General features: G+C 66.5%; 26 protein-coding genes. 16 read left to right on the plus strand and 10 right to left on the minus strand.

Annotation, left to right across the window (positions count from 1 at the left end; all coding sequences use genetic code 11):
- Window positions 1–162: 162 nt before the first annotated feature.
- Window positions 163–1,380 (plus strand): RNA polymerase sigma factor, encoded by a 1,218-nt coding sequence (locus tag R1L06_RS08880; protein ID WP_317217489.1) that lies wholly within the window; start codon window positions 163–165, stop codon window positions 1,378–1,380.
- Window positions 1,381–1,431: 51 nt separating this feature from the next.
- On the opposite strand, the gene R1L06_RS08885 is transcribed toward R1L06_RS08880, so the two are convergent.
- Window positions 1,432–1,995 carry an EF-hand domain-containing protein gene (locus R1L06_RS08885; RefSeq protein ID WP_317217490.1) on the minus strand — a complete coding sequence of 188 codons (564 nt, stop codon included), beginning with the start codon at window positions 1,993–1,995 and terminating at the stop codon, window positions 1,432–1,434.
- Between the two features lie 156 nt (window positions 1,996–2,151).
- On the opposite strand from R1L06_RS08885, the gene R1L06_RS08890 reads away from it, so the two are divergent.
- Both R1L06_RS08890 and R1L06_RS08895 read left to right on the plus strand, forming a co-directional pair.
- Complete coding sequence (locus tag R1L06_RS08890) at window positions 2,152–2,907, plus strand: arginyltransferase (protein ID WP_012510405.1); 756 nt, start codon at window positions 2,152–2,154, stop codon at window positions 2,905–2,907.
- Between the two features lie 38 nt (window positions 2,908–2,945).
- Window positions 2,946–4,151 (plus strand): endonuclease/exonuclease/phosphatase family protein, encoded by a 1,206-nt coding sequence (locus R1L06_RS08895; RefSeq protein WP_317217491.1) that lies wholly within the window; start codon window positions 2,946–2,948, stop codon window positions 4,149–4,151.
- 71 nt (window positions 4,152–4,222) lie between these two features.
- Here the strand turns inward: R1L06_RS08895 and purT are convergent, their stop codons facing one another.
- The gene (gene purT / locus R1L06_RS08900) at window positions 4,223–5,410 is read right to left on the minus strand and encodes a formate-dependent phosphoribosylglycinamide formyltransferase (RefSeq protein ID WP_317217492.1); all 1,188 of its coding nucleotides are present in this window, start codon (window positions 5,408–5,410) and stop codon (window positions 4,223–4,225) included.
- A gap of 137 nt (window positions 5,411–5,547) precedes the next feature.
- On the opposite strand from purT, the gene R1L06_RS08905 reads away from it, so the two are divergent.
- From R1L06_RS08905 to R1L06_RS08930, 6 genes are read left to right on the plus strand one after another with little or no spacing between them, the layout of a single operon-like run.
- Complete coding sequence (locus tag R1L06_RS08905) at window positions 5,548–6,429, plus strand: SPFH domain-containing protein (protein ID WP_071227753.1); 882 nt, start codon at window positions 5,548–5,550, stop codon at window positions 6,427–6,429.
- Window positions 6,430–6,474: 45 nt separating this feature from the next.
- A complete protein-coding gene (locus tag R1L06_RS08910; protein WP_049398902.1) occupies window positions 6,475–6,654 on the plus strand; it encodes a type II toxin-antitoxin system antitoxin in 180 nt (59 codons plus the stop codon).
- Complete coding sequence (locus R1L06_RS08915) at window positions 6,651–6,830, plus strand: DUF4177 domain-containing protein (protein WP_032127598.1); 180 nt, start codon at window positions 6,651–6,653, stop codon at window positions 6,828–6,830. Before R1L06_RS08910 ends, R1L06_RS08915 begins: the two co-directional genes overlap by 4 nt.
- A gap of 3 nt (window positions 6,831–6,833) precedes the next feature.
- Window positions 6,834–7,427 carry a PH domain-containing protein gene (locus R1L06_RS08920; RefSeq protein WP_317217493.1) on the plus strand — a complete coding sequence of 198 codons (594 nt, stop codon included), beginning with the start codon at window positions 6,834–6,836 and terminating at the stop codon, window positions 7,425–7,427.
- 9 nt (window positions 7,428–7,436) lie between these two features.
- Complete coding sequence (locus R1L06_RS08925; protein ID WP_317217494.1) at window positions 7,437–8,246, plus strand: M15 family metallopeptidase; 810 nt, start codon at window positions 7,437–7,439, stop codon at window positions 8,244–8,246.
- A 30-nt stretch (window positions 8,247–8,276) separates the two neighbouring features.
- Complete coding sequence (locus R1L06_RS08930; protein ID WP_317217495.1) at window positions 8,277–8,570, plus strand: hypothetical protein; 294 nt, start codon at window positions 8,277–8,279, stop codon at window positions 8,568–8,570.
- 57 nt (window positions 8,571–8,627) lie between these two features.
- Here the strand turns inward: R1L06_RS08930 and R1L06_RS08935 are convergent, their stop codons facing one another.
- The 4 genes from R1L06_RS08935 to R1L06_RS08950 all read right to left on the minus strand — a co-directional run bounded on the left by R1L06_RS08935 (window position 8,628) and on the right by R1L06_RS08950 (window position 12,254).
- A complete protein-coding gene (locus R1L06_RS08935) occupies window positions 8,628–8,999 on the minus strand; it encodes a DUF423 domain-containing protein (protein WP_019659313.1) in 372 nt (123 codons plus the stop codon).
- 103 nt (window positions 9,000–9,102) lie between these two features.
- Entirely contained in the window at window positions 9,103–10,176 is a 1,074-nt protein-coding gene (locus R1L06_RS08940; RefSeq protein WP_032127602.1) for a polyketide cyclase, read from the minus strand.
- Window positions 10,177–10,410: 234 nt separating this feature from the next.
- On the minus strand, window positions 10,411–11,052 hold the full coding sequence (locus tag R1L06_RS08945; RefSeq protein ID WP_006424175.1) for a response regulator: 642 nt from the start codon (window positions 11,050–11,052) through the stop codon (window positions 10,411–10,413).
- Window positions 11,052–12,254 (minus strand): sensor histidine kinase, encoded by a 1,203-nt coding sequence (locus R1L06_RS08950; protein ID WP_049461775.1) that lies wholly within the window; start codon window positions 12,252–12,254, stop codon window positions 11,052–11,054. Before R1L06_RS08950 ends, R1L06_RS08945 begins: the two co-directional genes overlap by 1 nt.
- Before the next feature lie 153 nt (window positions 12,255–12,407).
- On the opposite strand from R1L06_RS08950, the gene R1L06_RS08955 reads away from it, so the two are divergent.
- From R1L06_RS08955 to R1L06_RS08975, 5 genes are read left to right on the plus strand one after another with little or no spacing between them, the layout of a single operon-like run.
- Window positions 12,408–13,004: a GNAT family N-acetyltransferase gene (locus R1L06_RS08955; RefSeq protein ID WP_032127604.1), complete on the plus strand. Its 597-nt coding sequence runs from the start codon at window positions 12,408–12,410 to the stop codon at window positions 13,002–13,004.
- Window positions 12,950–13,798 (plus strand): septum site-determining protein MinC, encoded by an 849-nt coding sequence (gene minC / locus R1L06_RS08960; RefSeq protein ID WP_050509775.1) that lies wholly within the window; start codon window positions 12,950–12,952, stop codon window positions 13,796–13,798. Before R1L06_RS08955 ends, minC begins: the two co-directional genes overlap by 55 nt.
- A gap of 35 nt (window positions 13,799–13,833) precedes the next feature.
- Window positions 13,834–14,643, plus strand: coding sequence for a septum site-determining protein MinD (gene minD / locus R1L06_RS08965; protein ID WP_010483375.1), 810 nt, complete (start codon window positions 13,834–13,836; stop codon window positions 14,641–14,643).
- 2 nt (window positions 14,644–14,645) lie between these two features.
- Window positions 14,646–14,906 (plus strand): cell division topological specificity factor MinE, encoded by a 261-nt coding sequence (gene minE, locus R1L06_RS08970; protein ID WP_004148073.1) that lies wholly within the window; start codon window positions 14,646–14,648, stop codon window positions 14,904–14,906.
- A 46-nt stretch (window positions 14,907–14,952) separates the two neighbouring features.
- Window positions 14,953–15,432, plus strand: coding sequence for a hypothetical protein (locus tag R1L06_RS08975; RefSeq protein ID WP_049422782.1), 480 nt, complete (start codon window positions 14,953–14,955; stop codon window positions 15,430–15,432).
- A gap of 87 nt (window positions 15,433–15,519) precedes the next feature.
- Here R1L06_RS08975 and R1L06_RS08980 read toward each other — a convergent pair whose 3' ends face one another.
- The 3 genes from R1L06_RS08980 to R1L06_RS08990 all read right to left on the minus strand — a co-directional run bounded on the left by R1L06_RS08980 (window position 15,520) and on the right by R1L06_RS08990 (window position 21,163).
- The gene (locus R1L06_RS08980; RefSeq protein WP_317217496.1) at window positions 15,520–16,764 is read right to left on the minus strand and encodes a DUF819 family protein; all 1,245 of its coding nucleotides are present in this window, start codon (window positions 16,762–16,764) and stop codon (window positions 15,520–15,522) included.
- 141 nt (window positions 16,765–16,905) lie between these two features.
- Window positions 16,906–18,984 (minus strand): prolyl oligopeptidase family serine peptidase, encoded by a 2,079-nt coding sequence (locus tag R1L06_RS08985; RefSeq protein ID WP_121503927.1) that lies wholly within the window; start codon window positions 18,982–18,984, stop codon window positions 16,906–16,908.
- Between the two features lie 214 nt (window positions 18,985–19,198).
- Window positions 19,199–21,163: an OPT family oligopeptide transporter gene (locus tag R1L06_RS08990; RefSeq protein WP_032127608.1), complete on the minus strand. Its 1,965-nt coding sequence runs from the start codon at window positions 21,161–21,163 to the stop codon at window positions 19,199–19,201.
- A 200-nt stretch (window positions 21,164–21,363) separates the two neighbouring features.
- On the opposite strand from R1L06_RS08990, the gene R1L06_RS08995 reads away from it, so the two are divergent.
- Entirely contained in the window at window positions 21,364–22,512 is a 1,149-nt protein-coding gene (locus R1L06_RS08995) for an acetyltransferase domain-containing protein (RefSeq protein WP_317217497.1), read from the plus strand.
- Between the two features lie 79 nt (window positions 22,513–22,591).
- Window positions 22,592–24,346, plus strand: a complete 1,755-nt coding sequence (locus R1L06_RS09000; RefSeq protein WP_032127610.1) for a peptide MFS transporter — start codon at window positions 22,592–22,594, stop codon at window positions 24,344–24,346.
- A gap of 58 nt (window positions 24,347–24,404) precedes the next feature.
- Here R1L06_RS09000 and R1L06_RS09005 read toward each other — a convergent pair whose 3' ends face one another.
- On the minus strand, window positions 24,405–26,387 hold the full coding sequence (locus R1L06_RS09005; protein ID WP_317217498.1) for an alpha/beta hydrolase family protein: 1,983 nt from the start codon (window positions 26,385–26,387) through the stop codon (window positions 24,405–24,407).
- Between the last annotated feature and the right edge of the window lie 147 nt (window positions 26,388–26,534).

Here is a 26,534-nt window from a genome sequence, read left to right on the forward strand (position 1 = left end):
GAGGGGATTAAGTCGTTTGTGGCACAAACGACTTAATCCCCTCCGTCCCCTTTTTTTGTCATGAGGTTGCCGGCCAGCGGCCGGCACTACCGTGCAGAAGGCCGGTCACATTCGGCGCGCGGCTCCGTCTTGGGACACAATCCCAGCAGGAGAGCCGCCGCCATGACGACGTTCGCCGCATCGATCGACCAGACACTGGAACGCGAACTGCCTGCCGCCGCCAGCGGTTGCCAGCACGCCTATGGCCGCATCGTGCTGGCCTGCCAGAACACGGTTACCGCCATCGCGCTGGCCATCACCCGCGATCGTCAGGCCAGCGAGGACATCGCCCAGGAGGCATTCGTCAAGGGCTGGCAGCAGCTGCACCAGCTGCGCAGTTCGACCAGCTTCCTGCCGTGGCTGCGGCAGATCACCCGCAACCTGGCCCGCGACTGGCTGCGCGCGCAGCGCGGCCGGCCGCTGACCGGCGAGGCCGCCGAGGTGGCGATGGGCATGGCCGCCGACCCGGCCCCGGACGCGGCCGACCGCCTGCAACGGGTGGAAGAAGAGATCGCCGCCGAGGACATCATTTCCGCGTTGCCGGCCGACAGCCGCGAAGTGCTGCTGCTGTACTACCGCGAAGGGCAGCGCTCGCAGCAGGTGGCCGACCTGCTCGGGCTCAGTGACGCCGCCGTGCGCAAGCGCCTGTCGCGTGCCCGCGCTCTGGTGCGCGACGGCCTGCTGCAACGCTTCGGCGAGTTCGCGCGCAGCAGCGCACCCAGTGCCGCGTTCGCTACGGCGGTGGTTTCGATGGTACTGGTGGCTGCGCCCGGCACGGCCAGTGCTGCGGTGCTGCTCGGCACCGGTGTCGGCATCGGCGGCAGCAAGCTTGGCCTCGGCGGCGCCAGCGTTGCGGGCGGCACCGCGATGGGCTCGCTGACTGCCACGCTGGGCCAGCTGCACGTGCTGCCGGCCGAAAGCTGGGGGGCGGTGATCGGCGGCGTGGTCGGTGGTGCGATCGGCAGCTATCTCGGCGGCCGCTTCCTGATGTCGTACACCGAAACGGCGTCTGAGCGCGCCGACGTGCGCCGCTTCCTCTACCTCAACATCATCACCGGCATGTTCTGGTGCCTGGCGATCCTGCTGGCTGTGATGCTGCAGGCGCCGGTCTGGGCGCAGCTGACGGTGCTGGCGGTAGGCCTGGGCGTGGTCAACTACCAGTGCCTGGTGCCGCTGCAGCGGGTGATGGCGCCGATGATCGCGCGCGATTCGGCGCGGCGCGGACGAACCGGCATCAACTGGAAGTTCGAATCGATGTACGGCCGCACCGGCATCATCGCCATGAACCTGATGGTCATCGCGCTGGTGGTGTACTCACTGATGCGCAGCGGCCGCCTGTAACGGACAACGCCGGCAGTGCGCCGGCGTTGTCGTCATTCACTGCGTTGAACCTCAGCGCTGCGGCTTCGGCGCCGCGCCATCGCGCGGACCGCCGTGGCGCGGGCCACCGTGCATCGGGCCCTTGGCCGCGTCGAACTCGGCCTTGCTCAGCTGGCCATCCTTGTTGGTGTCGGCTGCGGCGAACCAGGCATCACGACGCTGCTTCATGCGCAGCTCGCGGTCGGCCTTGTCCAGGTAACCGTCCTTGTTGAGGTCGAGCTCGTCGAAGCGCGCGGCCAGGCGCGGATCGGCCTTGGCTTCCTCGCGGCTGATGCGGCCGTCCTTGTTGACGTCCAGCCTGGCCCAGCGCTCACCGCCGTGGCCACCACGGCGACCATGCTGCCAGCGCGGCAGCTCATCGCGCGAGAGCTTGCCGTCCTTGTTCTTGTCCAGCTCGTCGAACTTCGCGGCCAGGCGCGGGTTGGCAGCGGCCTCGCTGCGGTCGATGACGCCGTCGCCGTTGGTGTCCAGCTTGGCCGGGCGCTGCGCCGGCGCGGTCGGGGCATCGGCGGCCAGCGCGATACCGGTAGCGGAAGTGCCGAGCAGCAGGGCCAGCAGCAGGGGGGTACGGATCATGGGGTCACTCCTGGGGATGGGGATTGCGTCGGGGTGATCACTTCACCCTCGGGAGACAACAACGCCCGGGTGCGACATCGGTTGACGCCGCTGCCGGTTCCATTCATCCGGCGGACAGTCGCCGCCAATGCGACAGGCTGGGGCTATGCTGTGCCCATGGCGATTCACGGCGACAGAGACGACGAACTGCGGCTTTTCCAGACCGGCGAGCACCCCTGCGGGTACTGGTCGGACCGGGTGGCACGCGACCTGGTGCTGGATCCGCACGACCGTCGTCTCGGCGGCCTGTACCCGCTGGCATTGAGCTGGGGCTTCCGCCGCAGCGGCGACCTGGTCTACCGCCCGCACTGCGCACACTGCCAGGCCTGCGTGGCGGTGCGTATTCCGGTGGCCCGCTTCGCCCCGGACCGCAGCCAGCGCCGCTGTGCCGCCCGCAATGAAGACCTGGAAGTACGCATCACCGCGGCCACCGCCCGCGACGACCTGTTCGCGCTGTATCACCGCTACCTCACCCATCGCCACGCCAATGGCGGCATGGATGACCACGGCCCGCACGAGTTTGAGCAGTTCCTGATCGGCAGCTGGTCACACACCCGCTTCATGGAGATGCGCCTGCCCGGCCACGATGGCCAGCCCAGCCAGCTGCTGGGGGTGGCGGTGACCGACGTCACCGAGCATGGCCTGTCGGCGGTCTACACCTTCTTCGACCCGGACCATGCCGCGCGTGGGCTGGGCACCTTCGCGATCCTGCAGCAGATTGAATGGGCCCGCCGCGAGGGCCTGCCGCACGTATACCTGGGCTACTGGATCCGCGGGCATCAGAAGATGGACTACAAACGGCGCTATCGACCGCTGGAAGCCTACGACGGCCGCCGCTGGCACGATTTCGACGACGAACTGGACGGACGCTGACAAACCACTGACACCGGGCCGGGTGCACAATACGGCGCATGAACCTCCGACCCCAGATCCTCGCCCTGGCCCTGCTCTGCGGCGCCACCGCCCCCGCCTTCGCCACTTCCCCTGCGATGACCGAAAAGCCGTCCGCTGCGCTGCGCCTGGCCACCTACAACACGTCGCTGTACTCCGATGAGACCGGTGGCCTGATCAAGGAACTGGAAGGCGACAGCGAGCACGCGCGCAAGATCGCCGCGGTGCTGCAGCAGGCGCGCCCGGACCTGGTGCTGCTGAACGAATTCGATTTCGACGACGCCCACCGCGCCGCCGACCTGTTCCAGAAACGCTACCTGGAAGTGGCCCAGCCCGGCGGCGGCAAGCCGCTGCACTTCGCCTACCGCTACCTGGCCCCGGTCAACACCGGCGTGCCCAGCGGCCTGGACCTGGACAACAACGACGTGGTCGGCGGCGAAGGCCGCAGCCGCGGCAACGATGCGTGGGGCTACGGCCTGCACCCAGGCCAGTACGGCATGCTGGTGCTGTCGCGCTACCCGATCGATGAAGCCAAGGTGCGCAGCTTCCAGCTGCTGAAGTGGAGCGCGATGCCGGGCGCGATCCGTCCGGTCGACCCGCGCACCGGCAAGAGCTTCTACAACGACCATGTGTGGTCGCAGCTGCGGCTGTCGTCGAAGTCACATTGGGACGTGCCGGTGAAGACCCCGGCCGGCGTGGTCCACGCGCTGGTCTCGCACCCGACCCCGCCAGTGTTCGATGGCCCGGAAAAGCGCAACGCCGCGCGCAACCACGACGAACTGCGCCTGTGGCAGGAATACCTGTCCAAGGGAGACAAGCCGTGGCTGTGCGACGACAAGGGCCAGTGCGGCGGCCTGGCGCAGGACGCGCGCTTCGTGATCCTCGGCGACCTCAACAACGACCCGGTCGACGGCGATGGCCGCCATGAGGCGATCGTCGAACTGATCGAGAACGCCCGCGTGTTGCGCTACCCCACCCCGCGCAGCGTTGGTGGCGAGCAGACCAGCCTGGCCTATGCGGCCAAGGGCATCGAGCGCAAGGGCGCACCGTTCCATGCCACCGGCGATTTCGGCCCGAAGTCCGGCACCATGCGCCTGGACTACGTGCTGCCCTCGACCGGTTTCGAGTACATCGGCAGCGGCGTGTTCTGGCCGGCCAATGAAAGCCCGAAAGCGAAGATCGCCGACGGCAGCGACCACCACCTGGTGTGGGTGGATGTGAAATAACAAAAAGGGGACGGAGGGGATTAAGTCGTCTGTGCCACAAACGACTTAATCCCCTCCGTCCCCTTTTTGCTTTACGGGCGCAGTTCGACGCCGATGGCGTCGGCGGCATCACGCGCGATGACGCGCGCTTCGTCGATGGTTTCCGCGCGCGCCAGGGTCACGCCGACGCGGCGATGGCCATGCACGCTGGGCTTGCCGAACAGGCGCACGGCGGTGTCCGGCACCTGCAGGGCGGCGGCGACGTTGTTGAAGTACGGCACGCCCTCGCCATGCGCCAGCAGCGCGCACGAGGCCGACGGGCCACTCTGGCGGATCACCGGGATCGGCAGGCCGAGGATGGCGCGCGCATGCAGCGCGAACTCGCTCAGTTCCTGCGAAACAAGCGTCACCAGGCCGGTGTCGTGCGGGCGCGGCGACACTTCGCTGAACCACACCTCGTCGCCCTTCACGAACAGCTCGACACCGAACAGGCCCCAGCCACCGAGGTCATCGGTGATCGCGCGCGAAATCTCTTCGGCACGCGCCAGTGCCGCGCTCGACATCGGCTGCGGCTGCCAGCTTTCGCGGTAATCGCCATCCTTCTGCAGATGGCCGATCGGCGCACAGAACGAGGTGCCACCGGCATGGCGCACGGTCAGCAGGGTGATCTCGTAATCGAAATCGATGAAACCTTCGACGATGCAGCGGCCGGCACCGGCACGGCCACCGGTCTGCGCGTAGTCCCAGGCTGGGGCGATGTCCGCCTCGCTGCGCAGCGTGCTCTGGCCCTTGCCCGAGGACGACATCACCGGCTTGACCACGCACGGCAGGCCGATGGCGGCCACAGCGGCGCGGTACTCGGCTTCGGTATCGACGAAGCGGTAGGGCGAGGTCGGCAGGCCCAGGGTTTCGGCTGCCAGGCGGCGGATGCCTTCACGGTCCATGGTCAGGCGGGCGGCGCGCGCGGTCGGGATCACCCGCAGGCCCTGCTCCTGTTCCAGCTGGACCAGGGTTTCGGTGTGGATGGCCTCGATCTCCGGCACCACCAGGTGCGGCTGCTCCTGGGCGATCAGCGCGCGCAGGGCCATCGCATCGAGCATGTCGATCACATGCGAGCGGTGCGCGACCTGCATGGCCGGGGCATCGGCATAGCGGTCGGCGGCGATCACTTCCACGCCCAGCCGCTGCAGCTCGATGGCCACCTCCTTGCCGAGTTCGCCCGAGCCGAGCAGCAGCACGCGGGTGGCGGAGGGGGACAACGGAGTTCCAAGCTTGGCCATGGCGGTTCCAGCAGCGATGTGAAGGCGGGTGGGCATTCTAGCTGGCCGGGCACCCCGGCCATGGCATCCGACGAACGGTAGTCGACAAGTGATATCACTTTGATATCTTCATTCCGAACCCTCAAGGACGTACCGCCATGAAAGAGAAGTCGCTGTCTTCGCTCAACGGCCTCGGCACGCTGGCCGGCGCCCTGCTTGTCGCCCTCGCCGGCGGCGCCCTGTTCGTACTGGGGGTAGCAGCCAAGGCCAGCACCGGCTCGCCCAACCTGCTGCTGATGTTGGCAGGCATCCTGGTGGCGGCGCTGGCGGTCTTCGCCCTGGCCGGCCTGTACACGGTCCAGCCCAACCAGGCGGCGGTGCTGAGCCTGTTCGGCAAATACGTGGGCACCGTGAAGGACAACGGCCTGCGCTGGAACAACCCCTTCTATGCCAAGCGCCGGGTCAGCCAGCGCGTGCGCAACTTCGAGAGCGGCAAGCTGAAGGTCAACGAGCTGGACGGCAGCCCGATCGAGATCGCCGCGGTCATCGTCTGGCAGGTGGTCGATGCCTCCGAGGCGGTCTACAACGTGGACGACTACGAGAGCTTCGTGCACATCCAGTCCGAATCGGCACTGCGCGCGATGGCCACCAGCTACCCCTACGACCAGCATGAGGATGGCCAGCTGGCCCTGCGCAGTCATGCCAGCGAGATTTCCCAGCACCTGAAGAACGAACTGGCCGAGCGCCTGGCCGACGCCGGCGTGCAGGTCATCGACGCACGCATCAGCCACCTCGCCTACGCCGCCGAAATCGCCCAGGCGATGCTGCAGCGGCAGCAGGCCAACGCGGTGATCGCCGCACGCACGCGCATCGTTGCCGGTGCGGTCGGCATGGTCGAGATGGCCCTGGCCGAACTGCAGAAGAACGGCGTGGTGCAGCTGGACGAGGAACGCAAGGCGCACATGGTCAGCAACCTGCTGACCGTGCTGTGCTCGGACCGCGGCACCCAGCCGATCGTCAATGCAGGCTCGCTGTATTGAGCCACACTCGCAACGGGGCGCCCCACTGCCCCGCCAGGAGCCCCCATGAGTGAGAAGAAAGCCTACCCGCTGCGCATCAACGCCGACGTCCTGGCTGCGGCGCAGCGCTGGGCTGATGACGAACTGCGCAGCCTCAACGCTCAGATCGAATACGTGCTGCGCGACGCGCTGCGCAAGGCAGGACGCCTGCCCAAACCCAAGGCATCGCCGGAGGACAAGGAATGAGCAAGCGCTGGAGCTACCAGACGATCGAGGTCAAGACCTCCATGATGGGCGTACTCAAGGCCGAGGATGTCCAGGCCGAGCTGAGCCGGCAGGGCCAGCTGGGCTGGGAACTGGTCAACATCATCATCCCCGCACCGATGCGCCCGGCGATGCTGGTGTTCAAGAAGGAGGCCTGAGCCATGGGCGCCAGCGATCCGAAACAGTACGAGGTGGCCGAGAGCTCGCCGTTGCGCGTGCTGTGGATCGTGCTGCCCCTGCTCGCCGCGTTCGTGGCCTGTCTCTATGCGCAGCTGTACAAGGCACCGGCGACCGCGCCCTGGATCCAAGTAACGCTGTCGCCGCCCTGGTTCCGGATGGGTGGCAGTGCCGCCTGGAGCCTGCTGGTGATCGCAGCGCTCGGCATCGGGCTGGGGGCCGCCTTCTTCCGCCGCCGGGTGGAGTTGGCCGACGACGTACTGGACGTGCGCTCGACGATGTACCGCCGTCGCGTGCCGGTGGCACAGCTGCGGCTGGACCAGGCCGAGGTGGTCGACCTGCAGCGTGACTCCCGCTATGGCATCCGCTTCAAGACCAACGGCTATGCGATGCCGGGTTTCTATTCCGGCCACTTCCGCCTGCAGGGCGGCGGCAAGGGGTTCGTGCTGGTCACCGACCGCACGCGCGTTCTCGCCTTGCCGGTCAGCGATGGCAGCACGCTGCTGCTCAGCCTGGACCTTGCGCAGGTGCTGCTGGACGCACTGCGCAAGGTGGCCGCGCCGGCGCCACGGCAGTAAGCTGAGGCGATGCAACGACGCCCGCCCCTGCTGATCAATACCGAGGCCATCGAGCTGTGGCCCGCCCACCTGTTGCGCGCACGCAGCAACCTGGATGCACGCCTGCTGTCGCAGGCGCAGTGGGTGCTGCAGCGCAAGCGTGATGGCCGCTATCTGGCGGCGGTACTGCCGCACGGCGTGCATTCGATGGTGCCGCGCCTGCCGCGCGAGCCCGGGGTCGAGGAAGCACTGGCGCTGCTGGATGCAGCGGCGTCGCGCCCGTTTGGCGCTGCGCTGGAAGAACACTGGCTTCCGCTGGCCGGGCTGCAGCAGCGGCTACAGCAGCTTGGCCTGGATGTGCAGCGCTATGCCGATGACAGCGGCCTGCCCCTGGAACCCGAACCGTGCCTGCTGCACTTCGCTGGCCGCGACCGCTTCGCCCGCCCGCTATGGCTGCGCCGTGGTGCCGCACAGGGCTGGCGACGGATGCGCCTGCACGCCGCGCGGGATGGCATCGCACTGGATGCAATCTCCGGTTTCCGCAGCCATGCCTACCAGTTGGGCATCTTCGAACGGAAGCTTGCACGCGGGCTGAGCGTGACGGAGATCCTGAAGGTCAATGCCGCGCCGGGTTTCAGCGAACACCACAGCGGCCATGCACTGGACATCGGCACACCGGGCGATGCCCCGGCCGAAGAATCGTTCGAAGCCACAGACGCCTTCGCGTGGCTGCAGACCCATGCCAGCACGCACGGCTTCCATCTGAGCTACCCACGCGACAACCCGCACGGGATCGTCTACGAGCCGTGGCACTGGTGCTGGAGACCGGCCAACGGCTGAGCCCCTCGTGGCGGCTGCACGGGGAAATTCATGGAGCTGTCCGGGCGGATTCCGCGTGCGTCCGCCACGAAATGGGACAAGAAGGCAAAGGCAAAGCTCGAAGCCTCTACAACGGATCAGCGTGCAGCTGTTGGGTCCGCCTTCAAGCGAGCCAAGCACCGCAGGTCCGGCGAGGGCGAAGAGGTGCGGGTGTCTGAGCGCAGCGAGTTCCCGCACCGTCCCTCGACGGGCCGAGGAGCGCAGGGGACCGGTGCGCAGCACCGGCTCGCGGTCGGCGGCGCGTTTCTTTTGGTTACTTTTCTTTTCGCGCGAAAAGAAAAGTAACGCCCATGAACCATCACGATCGCATCGGTATGGATCGGAGCGACAGCCCTGCGACCCTCACCGCCTCAACGCATTGATCGCCAGCAACACCCAGCCGGCCATCATGCTGGTGCCACCGATCGGCGCCATCCGCGTCGGCCACTGCCACAGCGCCCCACCCACCAGGCTGCCGGAAAACAACAACACGCCCAGCAGCAGCACATACAGCGCCAGGTGTGCGATTGCCCCCTGCGCACGCGGGCCAAGCGCCACCAGCACCGCGCCATGCGCGAACGCATACAGCGCCGCCATGTTCAGGTGCTGCTGCGCCAACGGATCGGCCACGCCATGCGATGCATAGGCCGACAGGCCGATAGAGGCGGCGGCCAGCAGCGCCCCCAGGCAGGCCAGCAGTGATGGCTTACGTGCGCGACGTTCGAGATTGAACATGTGGGCTCCTTGCGCAGCGCCCTTGCCGGGCGCCAGATGAAAAAAAACGCGCCGCAATGAGCGGCGCGTTTTCGTGTCCAACACTACATGGGTCAGCCGAGGCTTACTTGACGGCCCAGTAGATGTCGTAGGTCGCTTCCGGGGTGAACGACTTGTCCAGACCGTCCTTCCAGGTTTCGTACGGGCGATCGACCACTTCCGAACCGTTGGTCACAGCCCAGGCACGCAGGCCGTTGCGGGCCACGTCCAGACCCGCCATGTGGCCGGTGTAGGCGGCATGCGCCGAACGGTGCGGGGCCACGTGCACGTACTTGACCGGAGCGCCGCCGTCGATCTTGACGGTCAGCTCTTCAGCGGTGGCACCTTCAGCACCCTTCTTCTTCACCGGCTGGGCGATGTCGAAGGCGTACTTCTCCTGACCGAAATCGGTGGTGATGATGCGGAACGGACCGGCGGCTTCAAGGCCGTTGGCCTCCATCACGCGCTTGATCCACTCCTGGTTGTCCTTGATGGACTTGGTGATCGTGTCCTGACCGCGGTCCACGTTACCGGCGTTGACGACCAGCAGGTCTTCAGCCGGCACATTGACGATGGCCAGATCGGTCAGCGGGGCTTCCGGGGTGCGGTAGTCCACGTTCGGGACGCTGGCCAGCATGTTGGCCATACGCGACAGGCCCATCTTGATGTCGTCGCCGATCTGGCGGCTGACATACAGGCCGGCATAACGACCGAACAGGTCGAAGCCGTACTTCACCGAGTAGTCCTGGGTGATCTTGACGTTGCGGCCACCCTTGCCGGTCGGCTCCAGCGTGAAGGTGGTGATCTTGTCGTGACCCTTGGTGGCGTCATCGATGGCGATCGCAACACGCTTGTTCTCTTCGGCTTCGGTGATCTTCCAGGAACCGGTGCCCAGGTCCTTGGAGGTGAAGTCGAGGGTGGCACCGACGCCGGAGGCCGGGCCGGACAGCTTCAGTTCAACGGCGGGATCGCGCAGTACCAGCGGGTTCCAGTCCTTGAAGCGGCGCAGGCTGCTGACCGTGTCGTACACGATCGTCATCTTGCGGTTGGTCTCGATGCTTTCGGTGATGTGACGCTCGCCCGGCAGACATACGCCAATGATGACGAACAGGCCAGCCACGATCCCCAAGGCGATCAGGAACTCGATAATACGGGTCATTCAGAGAGTCTCCGGGGCCGATCCCACGGCCGGGTTGATTGAAGCGAAGCGCCAATCCTAGCAGGCTTCGCGGGCATTGTTTATCGGGATTGGCGCACCGGTTTCCCTGCCGGCTGCGTATTTGTATGGACAAAGAATTCGAAGGGTACCGCATACCGATACCCGTGAAGTAGGGGGCAACCCCACCCGAGGGCCATGACTGGACCTCAAGTCATTGTCCTGAAAAGGTTTTCCTCAGACCAGCTGGAGTTCGAACGCCTTCAGTACGGCGCGCGTACGGTCGCGCACGCCCAGCTTGGACAGGATGTTGGACACATGGTTCTTGATGGTGCCTTCGGCCACACCCAGCGAGTTGGCGATCTCCTTGTTGGAGAAGCCACTGGCCATCAGGCGCAGGATCTCGGTTTCGCGGTCGGTCAACGGGTCCGGGCGGTCCAGGCTGACGAACTCGTTGCGCATGTGCTCCAGGCCGGACAGCAGGCGCTGGGTCACGGCCGGCTGCACCAGCGAACCGCCGTCGGCCACGGTGCGGATGGCACCGACCAGCTGCGCCAGAGTCACGTCCTTGAGCAGGTAGCCCTTGGCTCCGGCCTTGAGCCCGGCCAGCACCAGCTGGTCGTCGTCGAAGGTGGTGAGGATGATGGTCGGTGGCAGCTGCTCCTGGCGCGACAGCACCTGCAGCGCCTCCAGCCCGGACATCACCGGCATGCGCATGTCCATCAGCACCACGTCGGGGCGCACCTGCGGTATCAGCTCGACCGCCTGCCGGCCATCGCCGGCCTCGGCCACCACCTCGATACCGTCGTCGAGCGCCAGCAGGGAGCGGATTCCCTGCCGCACCAGGGTTTGGTCGTCGACCAGGCAGACGCGAATCATCAACGCACTCCTTCAGGAACCTTGGTAAGGGCGGCCACCAGCACCGTTGCCGGCACCGTCGCCCGCAGCCGGAAGCCTTCACCGGGACGGGTCTCGACCTGCAGCTGGCCACCACATTGTTGCAGGCGCTCGCGCATGCCGCGCAAGCCATTGCCCACATTGACCATATCCGCGCCGACGCCGTCGTCGCGGGCCTCCACCACCACCCGGTCGGGGGCTTCACGGTACACCTTGATCCACAGGTGGCGGGCGCCGGCATGGCGCACCGCGTTGGTGATGATCTCCTGGGTACAGCGCAGCAGCACGTGGGCCCGCTGCGGGTCCTCCACGTTCAGCGGATCCTCGATCTCCAGCTGGATGTCCAGCGAGGGCACGTTCTCGGTCAGCGGGCGCAGCGCCGCCGCCAGATCGATGGCGCCGGTCTCGCGCAGCTGGCTGACCACCTCACGCACATTGCCCAGCAGCAGCTTGGCCAAGGCATGCGAGCGCTTCACATGGTCCAGCGCCTGGCCCTCGGCCAGGTGACCGGCCACTTCGAGGTTCAGGGTCAGTGCGGTCAGCTGATGCCCCAGAAGATCGTGCAGCTCACGCGAAATGCGGGTTCGCTCGTTGACGCGGGCGCTTTCGGCCAGCAGGGCACGAGTGGCACGCAGTTCCGAATTGAGCCTGCGCTGCTCGTCGCGGGCCTGGGTCTGCTGTCTCGCGACAAGGCTGGTCACGAAGATGAACATGGAAAAGCCGCCATACAGCAGCGATTGCATCACGGCTTCGAACAGCGGGAAGTTCAGCAGTATGTAATAGACCGGGGCCACCGCCAGCTGGCTGACCAGCAGCCACAGCACGCACAGACGCGCCGACAGCATCCACGGAATGACGCCGGCAGCCACCATCATCAGGATGCTGCCCAGGCCCGAACCACTGAGGAAACTGACGCCCAGCGCCGAAACCGTCAGCAGCAGCAGCAGGCCGCGGTCCAGCCAGGTGGTGTGACTGTCGCTGTCACTGCGCAGGAGGCGGGTCAGCCAGTAGTACGCGGCGCCGAAGGACAGGTAGGCGACGAACAACAGGATCGCCCAGCTGCCCATATCGCTGCGGCTGTGCAGGTTCTCGAATTGCGAGTACGCCAGTGGCAGGCCGACCATGACCCAGGTAAACAGGCCGGCCAGACGGAGGACGCGGGTATGGCTGAGGACTCCCAACATGCCAGCACTCTACGGGCCCGGCCCGCGTCGCGCACTCCCACGGAAGTCATGCATCCGAGGTCCCCTGTTCATGCCGCAGCCCACCCCGGGCATGCAATAATCGTGCGCAGGGTCCAATTTGACGGACCAACCGCGTTACCCCACGGAGTCACAATGTCGATTGTCATCCGCGACGTGCGCGAGCACGAGCTCGATTCCGTCCTGGCTTTGAACAACAACGCTGGCCTGGCCATCCTTCCCCTGGATGCGGCCCGCCTGCGCCTGTTCTACGAAACCGCTGAGTATTTCCGCGTCGCCGAGCGCGACGGCAACCTGGCCGGCTTCCTGATCGGCTTCGGCAGCGACAGCCAGCACGACAGCAGCAACTTCGCCTGGTTCAAGCAGCAGCTGGACACCCCGTTCTTCTATATCGACCGCATCGTGGTCGCCAGCCGCCGTCGTGGCGGTGGCGTCGGCCGTGCGTTCTATGCCGACGCGCAGAGCTTTGCCGAGCTGCGCTACCCGCAGATGACCTGCGAAGTCTTCCTCGACCATGGCGCCGATGCCGCCCTGCTCTTCCACGGCAGCTTCGGCTTCCGCGAGCTGGGCCAGAACACCATGCCGCAGGTCGACGTGCGCGCCAGCATGCTGGCCAAGGAACTGTGCAGCTACCCGTGGGTCCAGGAGACCTACGGCGGCAAGCTGCCGGATGTGGCATGGACACGTGCCCGGCATCTGCCGGCGCAGGCACAGCGGCCGACGGGGACCTGAGCGTGGCGGTGAATTTCGATTACGAACAGGCCGGTGAACTGAAGATCGGCCAGGTGGGCATCGCCAACCTGCGCATCCGTACCCTTGATGTCGAACGCCTCGTGCAGGAAATGCGCGAACGCGTCACCCGTGCGCCGAAACTGTTCGGCCGCGCCGCGGTGATCCTCGACTTCGGCGGCCTGAGCCAGGTGCCGGACGTGGCCACCGCGCAGGCGCTGGTCGATGGCCTGCGCAGTGCCGGCGTGCTGCCGGTGGCGCTGGCCTATGGCACCAGCGCGGTCGACCTGCTCTCGCAGCAGCTCGGGCTGCCACTGCTGGCCAAGTTCCGCGCCCAGTACGAGCGTGCCGAGGCCGAGCCGGCCCCGCCGCCGCCGCCCGCGCCGGAACCGCGTCGCGCAGCCCGTGCCGAACCGAAGCCGGCACCGGCCACGCCGGTGGCCAAGGTTGCCGACGCCGCCGCACCGCAGCCGGGCCGCATGCAGCTGGGCAACGTGCGTTCGGGCCAGCAGCTGTACGCTGAAAACTGCGACCTGACCGTGATGGCCACCGTCGGCGCCGGCGCCGAGGTCATCGCCGATGGCAGCATCCACATCTACGGCACCCTGCGCGGCCGCGCGCTGGCAGGGGCACAGGGCAACACCGCGGCACGCATCTTCTGCCGTGATTTCCATGCGGAACTGGTCGCCATTGCAGGCCACTACAAGGTACTGGACGATGTCCCGGACTCCCTGCGCGGCAAGGCCGTGCAGGTGTGGCTGGAACAGGACCAGATCAAGATCGCTGCGCTGGACTGACGCAGCACCCAAACAGAATCATCAGGAGAAGTCCTTTGGCTGAAATCATCGTAGTCACCTCCGGCAAGGGCGGCGTCGGCAAGACCACTTCCAGCGCGAGCCTGGCCTGCGGCCTGGCACGGCGCGGCAAGAAGGTGGCGGTGATCGACTTCGACGTCGGCCTGCGCAACCTCGACCTGATCATGGGCTGCGAACGCCGCGTGGTGTACGACTTCGTCAACGTCGTGCACGGCGAAGCGACCCTCAAGCAGGCCCTGATCAAGGACAAGCGCTTCGAGAACCTGTACGTGCTGGCCGCCTCGCAGACCCGCGACAAGGACGCACTGACCCAGGAAGGCGTGGGCAAGGTCCTGAAGGACCTGGCCGCCGACGGCTTCGATTACATCATCTGCGACTCCCCGGCCGGCATCGAGAAGGGTGCCTTCCTGGCGATGTACTTCGCCGACCGTGCGGTGGTGGTGGTGAACCCGGAAGTGTCGTCGGTGCGCGACTCGGACCGCATCATCGGCCTGCTCGACTCGAAGACCCACAAGGCCGAGTCCGGCCAGGACGTGCCGGCCTTCCTGCTGCTGACCCGCTACACCCCGCTGCGCGTGGAAAGCGGCGAGATGCTCAGCATCGCCGACGTCGAGGAAGTGCTCGGCCTGAAGGCGATCGGCGTGATCCCCGAGTCGGGTGACGTGCTCAACGCCTCCAACAAGGGCGAGCCGGTCATCCTGGATGTCGAGTCCGCAGCCGGCCAGGCCTACGACGACGCCGTCGCGCGCATCCTCGGCGAAGAACGCCCGATGCGCTTCACCAACGTCGAGAAGAAGGGCTTCTTCAGCAAGCTGTTCGGAGGGTAAGCATGGGCCTGTTTGATTTCCTCAAAGCGAAGAAGACCACCGCCGAAACCGCCAAGAACCGCCTGCAGATCATCATCGCGCAGGAGCGCAGCAACCGCGGCGGCCCCGATTACCTGCCGCTGCTGCAGCGCGAGCTGCTGGAAGTGATCAAGAAGTACGTGAACATCGACGTCGATGCAGTGAAGGTCGACCTGGTGAAGGATGGCCAGCACGATGTGCTGGACATCTCCGTGGCGCTGCCTGAAGGCCCGGATAAACCCTGAAGCTCTGCCCCGCCCGTGCCTGCACGGGCGGGGCTGCCTGACCCGCATGACCGATACAACAACCGCCGTGGACATCACCTGCGTGGGCGACATCGCCTTCGCTGATGCGCAGTGCCTGCTCGCCGCGCATGGCCTGCAGCTGCACCACGTCGCGGCCGGTGAACCGATTCCCGGCAGCTACTGGGGCGAGCCCGAGGCCGGCATCATCGCCAGCAACGTGTACGTGCGCGATGACACGCCCGTGCACTCGATGCTGCACGAAGCCTGCCATCTGATCGTGCTGCCGCCGGAGCGGCGTGCGCAGGTGCATACCGACGCCACCGACTCGGTGGCCGAGGAAGATGCCACCTGCTACCTGCAGATCGTGCTGGCCGGGCAGCTGCCTGGCGTTGGCAGTGCGCGGTTGATGGCCGACATGGATGCCTGGGGGTATACGTATCGGCTGGGGTCGACACAGGCGTGGTTCGAGCAGGACGCCGAAGACGCGAAGGCGTGGTTGATCGAACGCGGATTGCCGGTGGCGTAACGCATCGGTAGTGCCGGCCGTTGGCCGGCAACCTCATAAACCCGTGCAGCATTACCTGGTTGCCGGCCAGCGGCCGGCACTACCCCATCAGCCCTGCCCTGCCAGCGCGCGCAGGGTAATGCCGACGATGTAGGCCAGGTAGGTGCCGGTGGCGTAGCCCATCGTGCCCAGCAACACGCCCACCGGCGCCACGGCCGGATGGAACGCTGCAGCCACCACCGGCGCCGAAGCCGGGCCACCGATGTTCGACTGCGAACCGATCGCGAAATAGAAGAACGGCACCTTCAGCAGCTTGCCCAGGCACCACAGCAGCGCGATGTGCACAGCAATCCAGATCAGGCCGAGCAGGAACAGCCACGGGCGGTCCAGCAGCGCCAGCAGATCCATCTGCATGCCGATGCAGGCAATCAGGAAGTACAGCAGCAACGAACCCAGCCGCGAGGCGCCCGCACCTTCCAGCGTGCGTGCACGGGTGAAGCTCAGGCTCAGGCCCAGCGTGGTCGACAGCACCACCACCCACACGAACGGCGCATCCAGGCTGAACTGCGAGGCCCAGCTGACATTGGCCTTGAACCATGCTGCCAGCGGCGCACCGATCGCGTGTGACAGACCCACGCCGCCGAAGGCCACTGCCACGATCAGCATCAAGTCGGTGAGGCTGGGAACGCGCTCATGCTCGGCCTGGAAGCGCGCGATGCGCTCCTTCAGCTCATCGATGGCCGACGTGTCGGCACCGCTGCGCGCGTCGATCTTCGCTGCGCGCCCGGCCAGGAAGATCAGCGCGGCCATCCACACGTAACCGACACCGACATCGACCACCGCGAACTGGCCGAACGTGGTGGCGTTGACGTCGAACACTTCGCGCATCGCCAGCATGTTGGCACCGCCACCGATCCAGCTGCCGGCCAGTGCGGCCATGCCGGCCCAGGTGTCACCGGCCACCGTTTCCGGATGCAGCGCGCGCATCACCAGGAAAGCCACCACCGCACCCAGCATGATGCTGGCGGACGCACCCAGGTACATCAGCACCAGCTTCGGGCCGAGCCGTAGGATGCCCTTGATGTCCACCGCCAGGGTCAGCAGGATCAGCGCTGCCGGCAGCAGGATGTCGCGTGCGATCGGGTTGTAGAGCTTGGTGTTCTGGCCGTCGATCAGGCCGACGGTGTTGTAGATGCCGGGAATCAGGTAGCACAGCAGCAGTGCCGGCACGAACGTGTAGAAGCGTTTCCACAGGCCCTGTTCACGCGAGGCGGTCCAGAACACGGCGCCCAGGGTGGCGGCGATCAAACCGAAGACGACAATGTCGTTCTGGATCAGGGCGGTCGAGGGCATGCAGGCGCTCTGGGTAGAGCCGGCCGCTGGCCGGCTGCTGTTGGCGGCAGATCAGGAAGGTGTGCCGACCAACGGTCGGCACCCACCGGTACAGCAGATGGCGAAACAAAAGCGCCGCCCCGAAGGGCGGCGCTGCAGTCATCAGTTGCCGATGTGCTGCTTCAGCCAGGCATTGACGGTGTCATGCCACAGGATGCTGTTGTTCGGCTTCAGCACCCAGTGGTTTTCATCCGGGAAGTACAGGAACTTCGATTCGATGCCCTGGCGCTGGGCGGCGGTGAACGCGGCCAGGCCCTGCTCGACCGGAATACGGAAGTCCTGCTGGCCGTGGATGACCAGGATCGGCTTCTTCCAGTCCGCCACGTGGTTGACCGGGTTGAACTTCTCGTAGTTCGCCGCCTTCTGGTACGGCGTACCGCCCTGCTCCCACTCGGTGAACCACAGTTCTTCGGTGGCGTAGCCCATCATGCGCTGGTCGAACACGCCGTCGTGGTTGACCAGGCACTTGAACGGGCCGTTCCAGTTGCCGGCGATCCAGTTCACCATGAAGCCGCCGTAGCTGGCGCCCAGCGCACAGGCCTTGTCACCGTTGAGGAAGGAATACTTCTTCAGCGCCGCATCCCAGCCCTTCTGCAGGTCTTCCAGCGGGCGGTCGCCCCAATGCTGGCTGATCGCATCGGTGAAGGCCTGGCCATAGCCGGTGGAGCCGTGGAAGTCGATCATCACCACCGCGTAGCCCTGGCCCGCATAGGTCTGCGGATTCCAGCGGTAGCTCCAGCCATTGCCGAAGCTGCCCTGCGGGCCGCCGTGGATCAGGAACGCGACCGGGTACGACTTGCCTTCCTGGTAGTTGTGCGGCTTGACCACATAGCCGTGCACGGTGTCGTTGTTCCAGCCCTTGAACTCGAACTGTTCGTAGTCACCGAAGCTGACGTCCTTGAGCACGTCGCCAGCGGCCGGGGTCAGCGCGCGCAGCTCGCCGATGGCTTCGCCGGCGGCCGGCAGCAGGCCGACCAGCACCTGGTCGTTGCTCTTCAGGCTGTTGCGGGTGATCGCCACGCTGGTGCCGGCCACGTCCACCGAGGTCACGCTGCCGTCGCCGATCAGCTTGGTGGCCTTGCCGCTGGCCACGTCGATCTGGAACAGCGGGTGCTCGCCGAGGTCATCGGCGGTGGTGTAGATGCTGGCGCCGTCGGCGGACAGGGTGATGCCGCCAGCCGAGCGATCCCATTGCGGCGCGATCTCACGGCTCTTGCCGCTGGCCAGGTCCATCGCCATCAGGCCGAAACGGTCGGCCTCGAAGCCCGGGCGCTTCATCGCACGGTAGAACAGGGTCTTGCCGTCGGCACTGAACACCGGGCCGGCATCCCAGGCCGGATTGGAGGCGGTCAGATTGACCGGCGCCTGCTTGCCCGCAGCGTCGAAGCGGTACAGGTCGAAGTTGGTCGACCACGGCTCCTGCTTGCCGGCCACGCGGATGCTGGCCACCACGCTGGCGCCATCCGGCGACCACGCGAAATCGTCATTGCCACCGAACGGCTTGGACGGTGCATCGCCGTCGATGGTCGCGCTCAGCGCCGAGGCGCCCTTGACCGCCCCGGCCTTGCCTGCCGGCAGCGGTGCCACGAACAGGGTGTTGCGGCGGCCGTCGTTCCAGGTATCCCAGTGGCGCACGAACAGCGAATCCCACACCTGGCCGCTGGCCTTGGCGTCCTTCTTTTCCTTCAGCTTCTTCTCGGTGCATGCCAGATCCGAGGCACAGGCCTGGAACACGCCGGCGCTGAACAGCACGCGGTCGTCCTGCGGTGACACGTGGTAGCTGTCCACGTCCACCGGGAAGTCGGTCAGCTGGCGCGGGGTGCCGCCGTTGATCGGCTGCGCGTACAGCTGCTGGCTGCCGTTCTTGGCACTGAGGAAATAAACGGTCTGGCCATCGGCCGACAGCGACGCGGAATTGACGCTCCAGCCAGCCGGGGTGATCTGCTTCGGCGGAGCGGCGTCACGCGTGCGCAGGTTGCGCGCGAACAGCGCGGTGGAGGCCTTCAGGTTGGCGTCCACGCTGCGCTTGGCGAACACCACAGTGCCACCGTCCGTGGTCAGTACCGGCGCGGAGACGCGGTCCATGGCCACCATGTCGCGGACTTCCAGGCCACGGGCAGCGGCAACGCTGGGCAGGGCAGCCAGCAGGCTCAGTGGCAGCAGGGCATGACGCAGTTTCATCGGGGTCTCCGCAGGACGGCAAAAAACCGATGGTAGGCCCGTGCGGCCGGGGCTGCCAAGGCCATCGGTCATGGCTGCGCGCGGGGTTGGCCCCGCCGCCAGAAAAAGCAAACCGCGCCGTAGCGCGGTTTGCGGTAGTGCCGGCCGCTGGCCGGCAACCAGGGGTATCACGGGATTCCGGGATTGCCGGCCAGCGGCCGGCACTACCCGTCCCTTACGCCTTGGTGTACTTGCCGGTGCGGTAAATCAGCCAGCCCACCAGGAACAGCACGGCCAGGCCGATCCACTGCGCGCCCGGCAGGTGGAACGGCACGGCCAGCACGTCGGCGCGGCTGCTGACCACGATCGGAATCGCGATGGCGATGCCCATCAGTGCCTCACCGGTGATCAGGCCCGCAGCGAACAGCACGCCCGGCTTGTGCACGCGGTCGCGGCCTTCTTCGTCATCGGCGCGCACCTTGTGGAAGCGCTCGACCAAGTGGGCGATCAGGCCGCCGAGGAAGATCGGCACCATCAGCTCCAGCGGCAGGTAGATGCCGATGGCGGCGGCCAGCACCGGCACGCGGAAGCGTGCGTTGCGCGACTTCAGCCAGCTGTCGAAGGCAATGATGGCGGCACCGACCACGGCACCGATGCCGATGAAGGTCCACGGCAGTTCGCCACCGAACAGGCCCTTGGCCACCGAGGCCATCAGGTTGGCCTGCGGCGCAGCCAGCGCGTTCGGGTGCAGCTCGGACTTCACGCCGATGCCGTAGGCGGTTGCCAGCAGGTTCAGCACCGGGGCCATGATCAGCGCGCACGAGAAGGCACCGATGCCCAGCATCAGCTGCTGCTTCCACGGGGTGGCACCTACGATATAGCCGGCCTTGAGGTCCTGCAGGTTGTCACCGCCGACCGCTGCGGCGCAGCACACCACCGCGCCGATCATGATCGCCGCCACCGCGCCCAGCGGCGCACCGCCGGCACCGACCGGCTTGAGGCCATCGGCGCCCAGCAGCACCACCAGCACGGCCGAGGCAAACAGGATGGTGGAGATGGTGATGCCCGACACCGGGTTGTTGGACGAACCGATCAAGCCGGCCAGGTAGGCCGAGACCGACACGAACAGGAAGCCGGCAACGATCATGATGATGGTCATCGGGATCGACACGTGCCACTGGCCGACGATGGCCTGGTACAGGGCCAGCAGCGGCAGCACGAAGACCACCAGGGCCACCAGCATCCACTTCATCGGCAGGTCGCGCTCGGTGTGCGCCAGCACCGGGCCACCGCTCTTGCGGGCGGCGGCAAAACCGCTCTTGACGCCGTTGAGCAGCGACTTGCGCAGCGAGATCAGGGTCCAGATGCCGCCAATCAGCATCGCGCCCACACCCAGGTAGCGCATCTTCGCGCCCCAGATGGCGAACGCCGCCTCGGTGGAGGATGCCGTGGCGACCGACGCGGCCAGTGCCGGATCGGTGTTCATGAAGAACGCCTGGTAGATCGGAATGGCGATGTGCCAGGTCAGGATCGAGCCGGACACGACCACGATGCCGACGTTGAGGCCGACGATGTAGCCCACGCCCAGCAGTGCCGGCGACAGGTTGGTACCGATGAAGGCGGTGACCTTGGAGCTGCCGACGTAGGCCGAGGTGGCCCAGGCGTCGGGAATCAGGCGCATGCCGCTTTCCGCGGCCAGCTTGACGAAGGCACCGATGACTGCCGACAGGCCGAGGATCTTCAGGCCCGGGCCCGGGTTCTCACCAGCCTTGAGCACTTCGGCCGCAGCCTTGCCTTCCGGGAACGGGAGCGGGTCTTCAACGATCATCGAGCGCCGCAGCGGCACCGAGAACAGCACGCCCAGCAGGCCGCCGAGGCCGGCGATGCCCAGCACCCACCAGTACTTGAAGTCCGGCCAGTAGCCCATGATCACCAGCGCCGGGATGGTGAAGATCACACCGGCGGCGATCGACGAACCGGCCGAGGCGCCGGTCTGCACGATGTTGTTTTCAAGGATGGAGCCACCGCCCAGCAGGCGCAGCACGCCCATGGAAATCACCGCGGCGGGAATGGCGGTGGCGATGGTCAGGCCTGCGAACAGACCGAGGTAGGCGTTTGCGGCCGACAGCACCACCGCCAGCACGATGGCCAGGGCCACTGCGCGGAAGGTGAGCTGCTTGGGCGCAGCGTCGTGGTTCATGGAAGCCCCTGCTGGCAAAAAATCCCTGCCACGCTAGCGTTCAGGGCAGATCAAGTCCAGCGTGCCAAAGGATGGGGGCGTGTGCTGCAGCGCAATGGGCCAGTACGTGGACCGGCAATCGACCGACCCGGCAAAGTCCGGCTGGGCGCAGAGCAAATGATATGTTATATCTTAATGCTACCTTGCTGTTACTGCATCGCATGCCCCCTTCCCCCTCCCCTCGCCTGGCCTCCATCGACCAGCTGCGCGGCACCGTGATGCTGTTGATGTTGCTGGACCACGTGCGCGAGACCTTCTTCCTGCAGCATCAGGTAAGCGACCCGATGGACGCAGCGACGGTCTCCCCTGCGCTGTTCGCCTGCCGTCTGCTGGCCCACCTGTGCGCACCCGTGTTCGTCCTGTTGACCGGGCTGTCGGCCTGGCTGTACGGCCAGCGCCAGGCGGATCCGCGCCGGGCCACGGCCGCGTTCCTGCTCAAGCGCGGGCTGTTCCTGGTCGTGCTGGAACTGACCCTGGTGAACTTCGCCTGGACCTTCCAGTTGCCGCCGGACACGTTGTACCTGCAGGTGATCTGGGCCATCGGCCTGAGCATGATCGCGCTGGCCGGCCTGCTGTGGCTGCCGCGCCCGGCCCTGCTGGTGCTGGCAGTCGCGGTGGTGGCCGGGCACAACCTGTTGGACGGCGTGCGAGTGGAAGGCCACGGCCTGCTGGCGATGCTGTGGAAAGTACTGCACCAGCGCGACTGGATCGAGGCCGGCGCGCTGCGCCTGCGCACTTCCTACCCGGTGCTGCCGTGGATCGGGGTGATCGCGCTGGGCTACCTGATGGGGCCGTGGTTCGCCCGCGACCGCGACCCGGCGCAACGCCAGCGCTGGCTGCTGTGCGCAGGCGTCGGCGCGCTGGCCCTGTTCGCCCTGCTGCGGTTCGCCAACCAGTACGGGGATGCACCGTGGCAGTACCAGACCAGCACGCTGCGCACCTGGATGAGCGTGTTCAACATCACCAAGTACCCGCCGTCGCTGCAGTTCCTGCTGTTGACGCTGGGCGTGGGACTGTTGCTGCTGCGCCTGTACGAATGGCCGCCACTGGCGCGTGCGCTGCGCCCGCTGGCCGATGTCGGCGCCGCGCCGATGTTCTTCTACCTGCTGCACCTGTATGTGCTGAAGGGGCTGTACCTGGCCGCGCTGGCGATCTGGGGGCCGACACACGGTGATCTGTACGCACTGGATTCGGTGGCCGGCCTGCTGCTGGTGGCCTGTGCGCTGGCGGTGGTGCTGTACCCGCCGACGCGGGCGTTCGCGCGGTTCAAGGCGCGACGGCGCGATCTGGCGTGGTTGCGGTACCTGTGATCGCCCAGGCCAGTCCGGCAATCCACGCATGGCGTGGATCTACTGAAAGCGGATCGGGCCACAGGCCTATAATTCCGCGATGAATTCCACCGCTATCGCTTCCGACGATTTCCTGGGCCATCCCAAGGGCGTCTACGTCTGCTTCTTCACCGAAATGTGGGAGCGCTTCTCCTTCTATGGCATGAAGGCGCTGCTGCTGCTGTACCTGACCAAGTACCACCTGTTCGGCGACAAGGCCGGCCTGGACCTGCTCGGTGCCTATGGCGGCCTGGTGTACTGCATCCCGGTGTTCGGCGGCATGCTGGCCGACCGCTGGCTGGGCATGCGCCGGGCGGTGCTGTTCGGCGGCATCCTGCTGGTGCTCGGCCACCTCGGCATGGCCTTCGAAGGCCACGCCGCGTATCGGGTGAACGGCGAAGTGGTGCGCGACACCTCGGCACTGGCGGTGACCTACCTGTCGCTGGCGCTGATCATCATGGGCGTCGGCTTCCTCAAGCCGAACATCTCCACCATCGTCGGCAAGCTGTACGCCAAGGACGACCCGCGCCGCGATTCGGGCTTCTCGCTGTTCTACGCCGGCATCAACCTCGGCGCGCTGTTCTCTTCGCTGGTGTGCGGCTTCCTCGGCGAGGCCTATGGCTGGAAGTACGGTTTCGGTGCGGCCGGCATCGGCATGCTGGCCGGCCTGGCGATGTTCCTGTGGGGCCAGAAGTACCTGCAGGGCCACGCCGAGCCGCCACAGCCGGCCGCGCTGAAGCAGAAGGTGCTGGGCCTGCCGCGCGAATGGCTCATCTATCTGTGCGCGATGCTCGGTGTATTGCCGGTGGCTTGGCTGATGTGGGCGGCCGGCAACGGCGCGTTCGCGCTGGGCGGTGAAATCAGCCTGGCACTGATGCTGATGCTGGTGGTGCTGGGCGGCGTGCTGGTCTGGTTCGCCTGGTTCACCGGCAGCAAGTGCACGCCGGTGCAGCGCCAGCAGATGGTCGCGCTGATGGTGTTGATCTTCATGGCACTGGTGTTCTTCACGATGTACGAGCAGTCGTATGGCTCCTGGGTGACCTTCACCGACCGCCTGCTGACCAAGGACATCGTGCCCTCGCTGGTGATCACCGGCGGTACCCCGCTGCCGTGGTCGATCATCTCGCTGCTGCTGGCACCGCTGGGCTTCGTGGTCAGCGCGCGGCTGTCCGAGCGCCGTCCGGGCTCATCTGCACCGCGAACGTTCTTCGCCGCCATCGTCGTGCTGATGCTGGTGCTGCTGGTGCGCGACTGCCTGGTGATTCCGCAGACCGCCGGCTCACTGACCTACCTCGGCGGCCTGTTCCTGGTGCTGCTGGCACCGGCCTTCGCCGCGCTGTGGACGTGGATGGACCGCCGCGGCTGGGAACCGGGCAAGCCGGTTAAATCAGCGTGGGGCCTGGTGATCGGCGCGCTGTCGTTCGTGCCGCTGGCATTGGCCGCACAGCAGGTCGGCGCCACCGGCGAGATGGCCAGCGTGTGGTGGCTGGTGCTGGCCTACTTCCTGCTGGCCAGCGGTGAGATGTGCCTGTCGCCGGTCGGCCTGTCGGCGGTGACCCAGCTGGCCGTGCCGCGGGTGATGAGCCTGATGATGGGCACCTGGTTCCTGGCCACCGCGTTCTCGGAAACGCTGGCGGCGCTGTTCGGCAAGCTGGCCGCGATCGAAGTGCCCGAAGGCGAATCGCTGGACATGGTGGCCGCGGCCGGTGCCTATGCGCACCTGTTCTGGCTGCTGATGTGGATCGGCCTGGGCTGTGCGCTGGCCGCCTTCATCGCCGCGCCGCTGCTGAAGAAGATGATGCACGGGGTCAAGTAAGCCCGATGCAGGCGAACTCCGGGGGCGGCGGATCGATCATCCGCCGCCCCCGGCTTGTTCAGGGCGCGCTGCTCTTCTCCGCAGGCGTGGCCTGCCCGGCCACCTGGCCGCCCAGGCTGCGCGAGAGGAAGGCCAGCAACCTGCTGTAGTACGCACGTTGGTTGGCAGGGGAATAGAAACCATGCCCTTCATTCTTGACGTACAGGGTTTCCACCGGCGTGCCGGCCTTCTTCAACGCAGCTTCCATGCGTTCGCTGTGCACGATCGGCGCACGTTGATCCTGGCCACCCGCGGCCAGGAATACCGGCACCCGCACCTGCGCGGCCAGATTCACCGGGGAACGCTCTGCAAGATCCTTGGGCGATCCCAGCCAGTTCCGCAGGTAGGCCAGGCCTGACTCGTCGCTCTGGATGTCTCCGCGGGCGTACATCAACGGCAGGTCGTAGATGCCGACGTAGCCGGCCGCGCACTGGTACAGGCCCGGTTCGCGCACCGCCCCCATCATCGCCGCATAGGCACCGTAACTGGCCCCATAGATGCAGATGCGGTTCTTGTCGGCCACGCCCTGTTCGATCGCCCAGCGCGTGGCATCGGTGACGTCATCCTGCATCGACAGCCCCCATTGCTTTCGCGCGGCCTGCATGTGGGCCCGGCCATAGCCGGAAGAGCCGCGGAAATTCACCTGCAGTACCGCGTAACCTGCCGCCGCCAGCATCTGTGTCTCGGTGTCATAGGCGCCCTGGTCGGCAACACCGATCGGACCTCCGTGCGGCACCACCACCATCGGCAGCGCACGGGCCTCGCGGCCATGCGGGACGGTAAGGAAGCCATGCAGCGGACGCCCATCACGCGCCGTCAGGCTGATCGGACGCACCTCCGCCGCCAGCGCGGGGTCGATCCAGTCGCTGCGGCTGATCAGGTGCCGTGCACTCTTGCCAACCGTGTCATAGAGATAGAAATCGCCCGGATTGCTGCCTGACCAGGTTTCCACCAGCACCGTCTTGCCATCGCGCGTGCTGGAGGTGATGTAGACCGCTCCGCCCAGGCCGGCTTCGAGGCTGCGGTACAGGCGAGCGTCGTCCGAGGCGTCATCGAAGAATGCCGTTCGCGGCGCACTGCCAAGGAACAGGGCCCCGACCGGCACGCGGCTGCCGGGGCGCCGGATGATGCGCGCCGGGTCGGCACTCCCATCGCGCAGCACGGTGCGTCGTTCATTGCTCTGGGGGTCCCAGCTGACAATGGCATCAGGTCCATCTGCCTGCTCGACCTGCAGGTACGCCAGGCGACCATCGGCCGAGAAGCCGAGCGGCGCCTCGATGCGCTTGCTCAGGGATTCATCATTGAGCAGGACCCAGTCGCTGTTGCTGCCCGTGCGGTAGTAGAGCTTCTGCGTGCCATCGGTAACGACAGCGCGTGCGAAACGCACCTCGCCCTGCTCATCGGTCGTGAAGTCCGCATCGGGAATGGGAGCGCGCGCCACGGCGTTGCGGCGACCGGTGATCACGTCCATGCGCTCGACCTGCGCATGCGAACTGCCGACCAGCGGGATCACCGTCACCAGCGCGTTGCGGTCATCGTCCTTGAGCTCATCACTGAGGTAGGCGGCCACCAGGCCTGCCGGCTTGACCTTGATGTTGGTGCCCAGGCTCTGGTCGGCAACCCGGTACCCCACCAGCAGCTCGCCGCCCTTGCCGTTGGCATTGATACCGAACAGTTCACCGGTCGGCGTCGGCCGGTCCAGCACGCCCAACTTCTGTGCCATGCCCACCAGCAGCCGCTCGTTGCTGACCCAGTCGAAGGTGTGGGCGTGATCGTTGCGGGGCGGGCGAAAGCTGCCGACCATCTTCATGTCGGCAATGCGGTAGATCGCCAATGCGGTTCCCGCCTCCAGCGGAACCGTCGCGGCGATGTACTCGCCCCCTGGTGAAATCTTGATGTCGGTAAACGACTCCTGCCGCAGATAGCGATCCAGGTCCAGCGTTGCGGCCGATGCCCCACCCACAACCGCGCCCAACAGTACAGCCAGCACAATCCTGCGCATCCTTCCCCCATGGAAAACCGGACACCCTGTCCGGATGCACGATTCTAGGCACGTGACCGTTTGCCGCGCCACATCGGCAGAAAAAACGACGGCACCGTTGCCGGTGCCGTCGTTACCACTACCTTGGAGAGAGAGTCAGGACGTGGG

The organism is Stenotrophomonas mexicanensis, assembly GCF_032911605.1.
GTDB lineage: Bacteria > Pseudomonadota > Gammaproteobacteria > Xanthomonadales > Xanthomonadaceae > Stenotrophomonas > Stenotrophomonas maltophilia_A.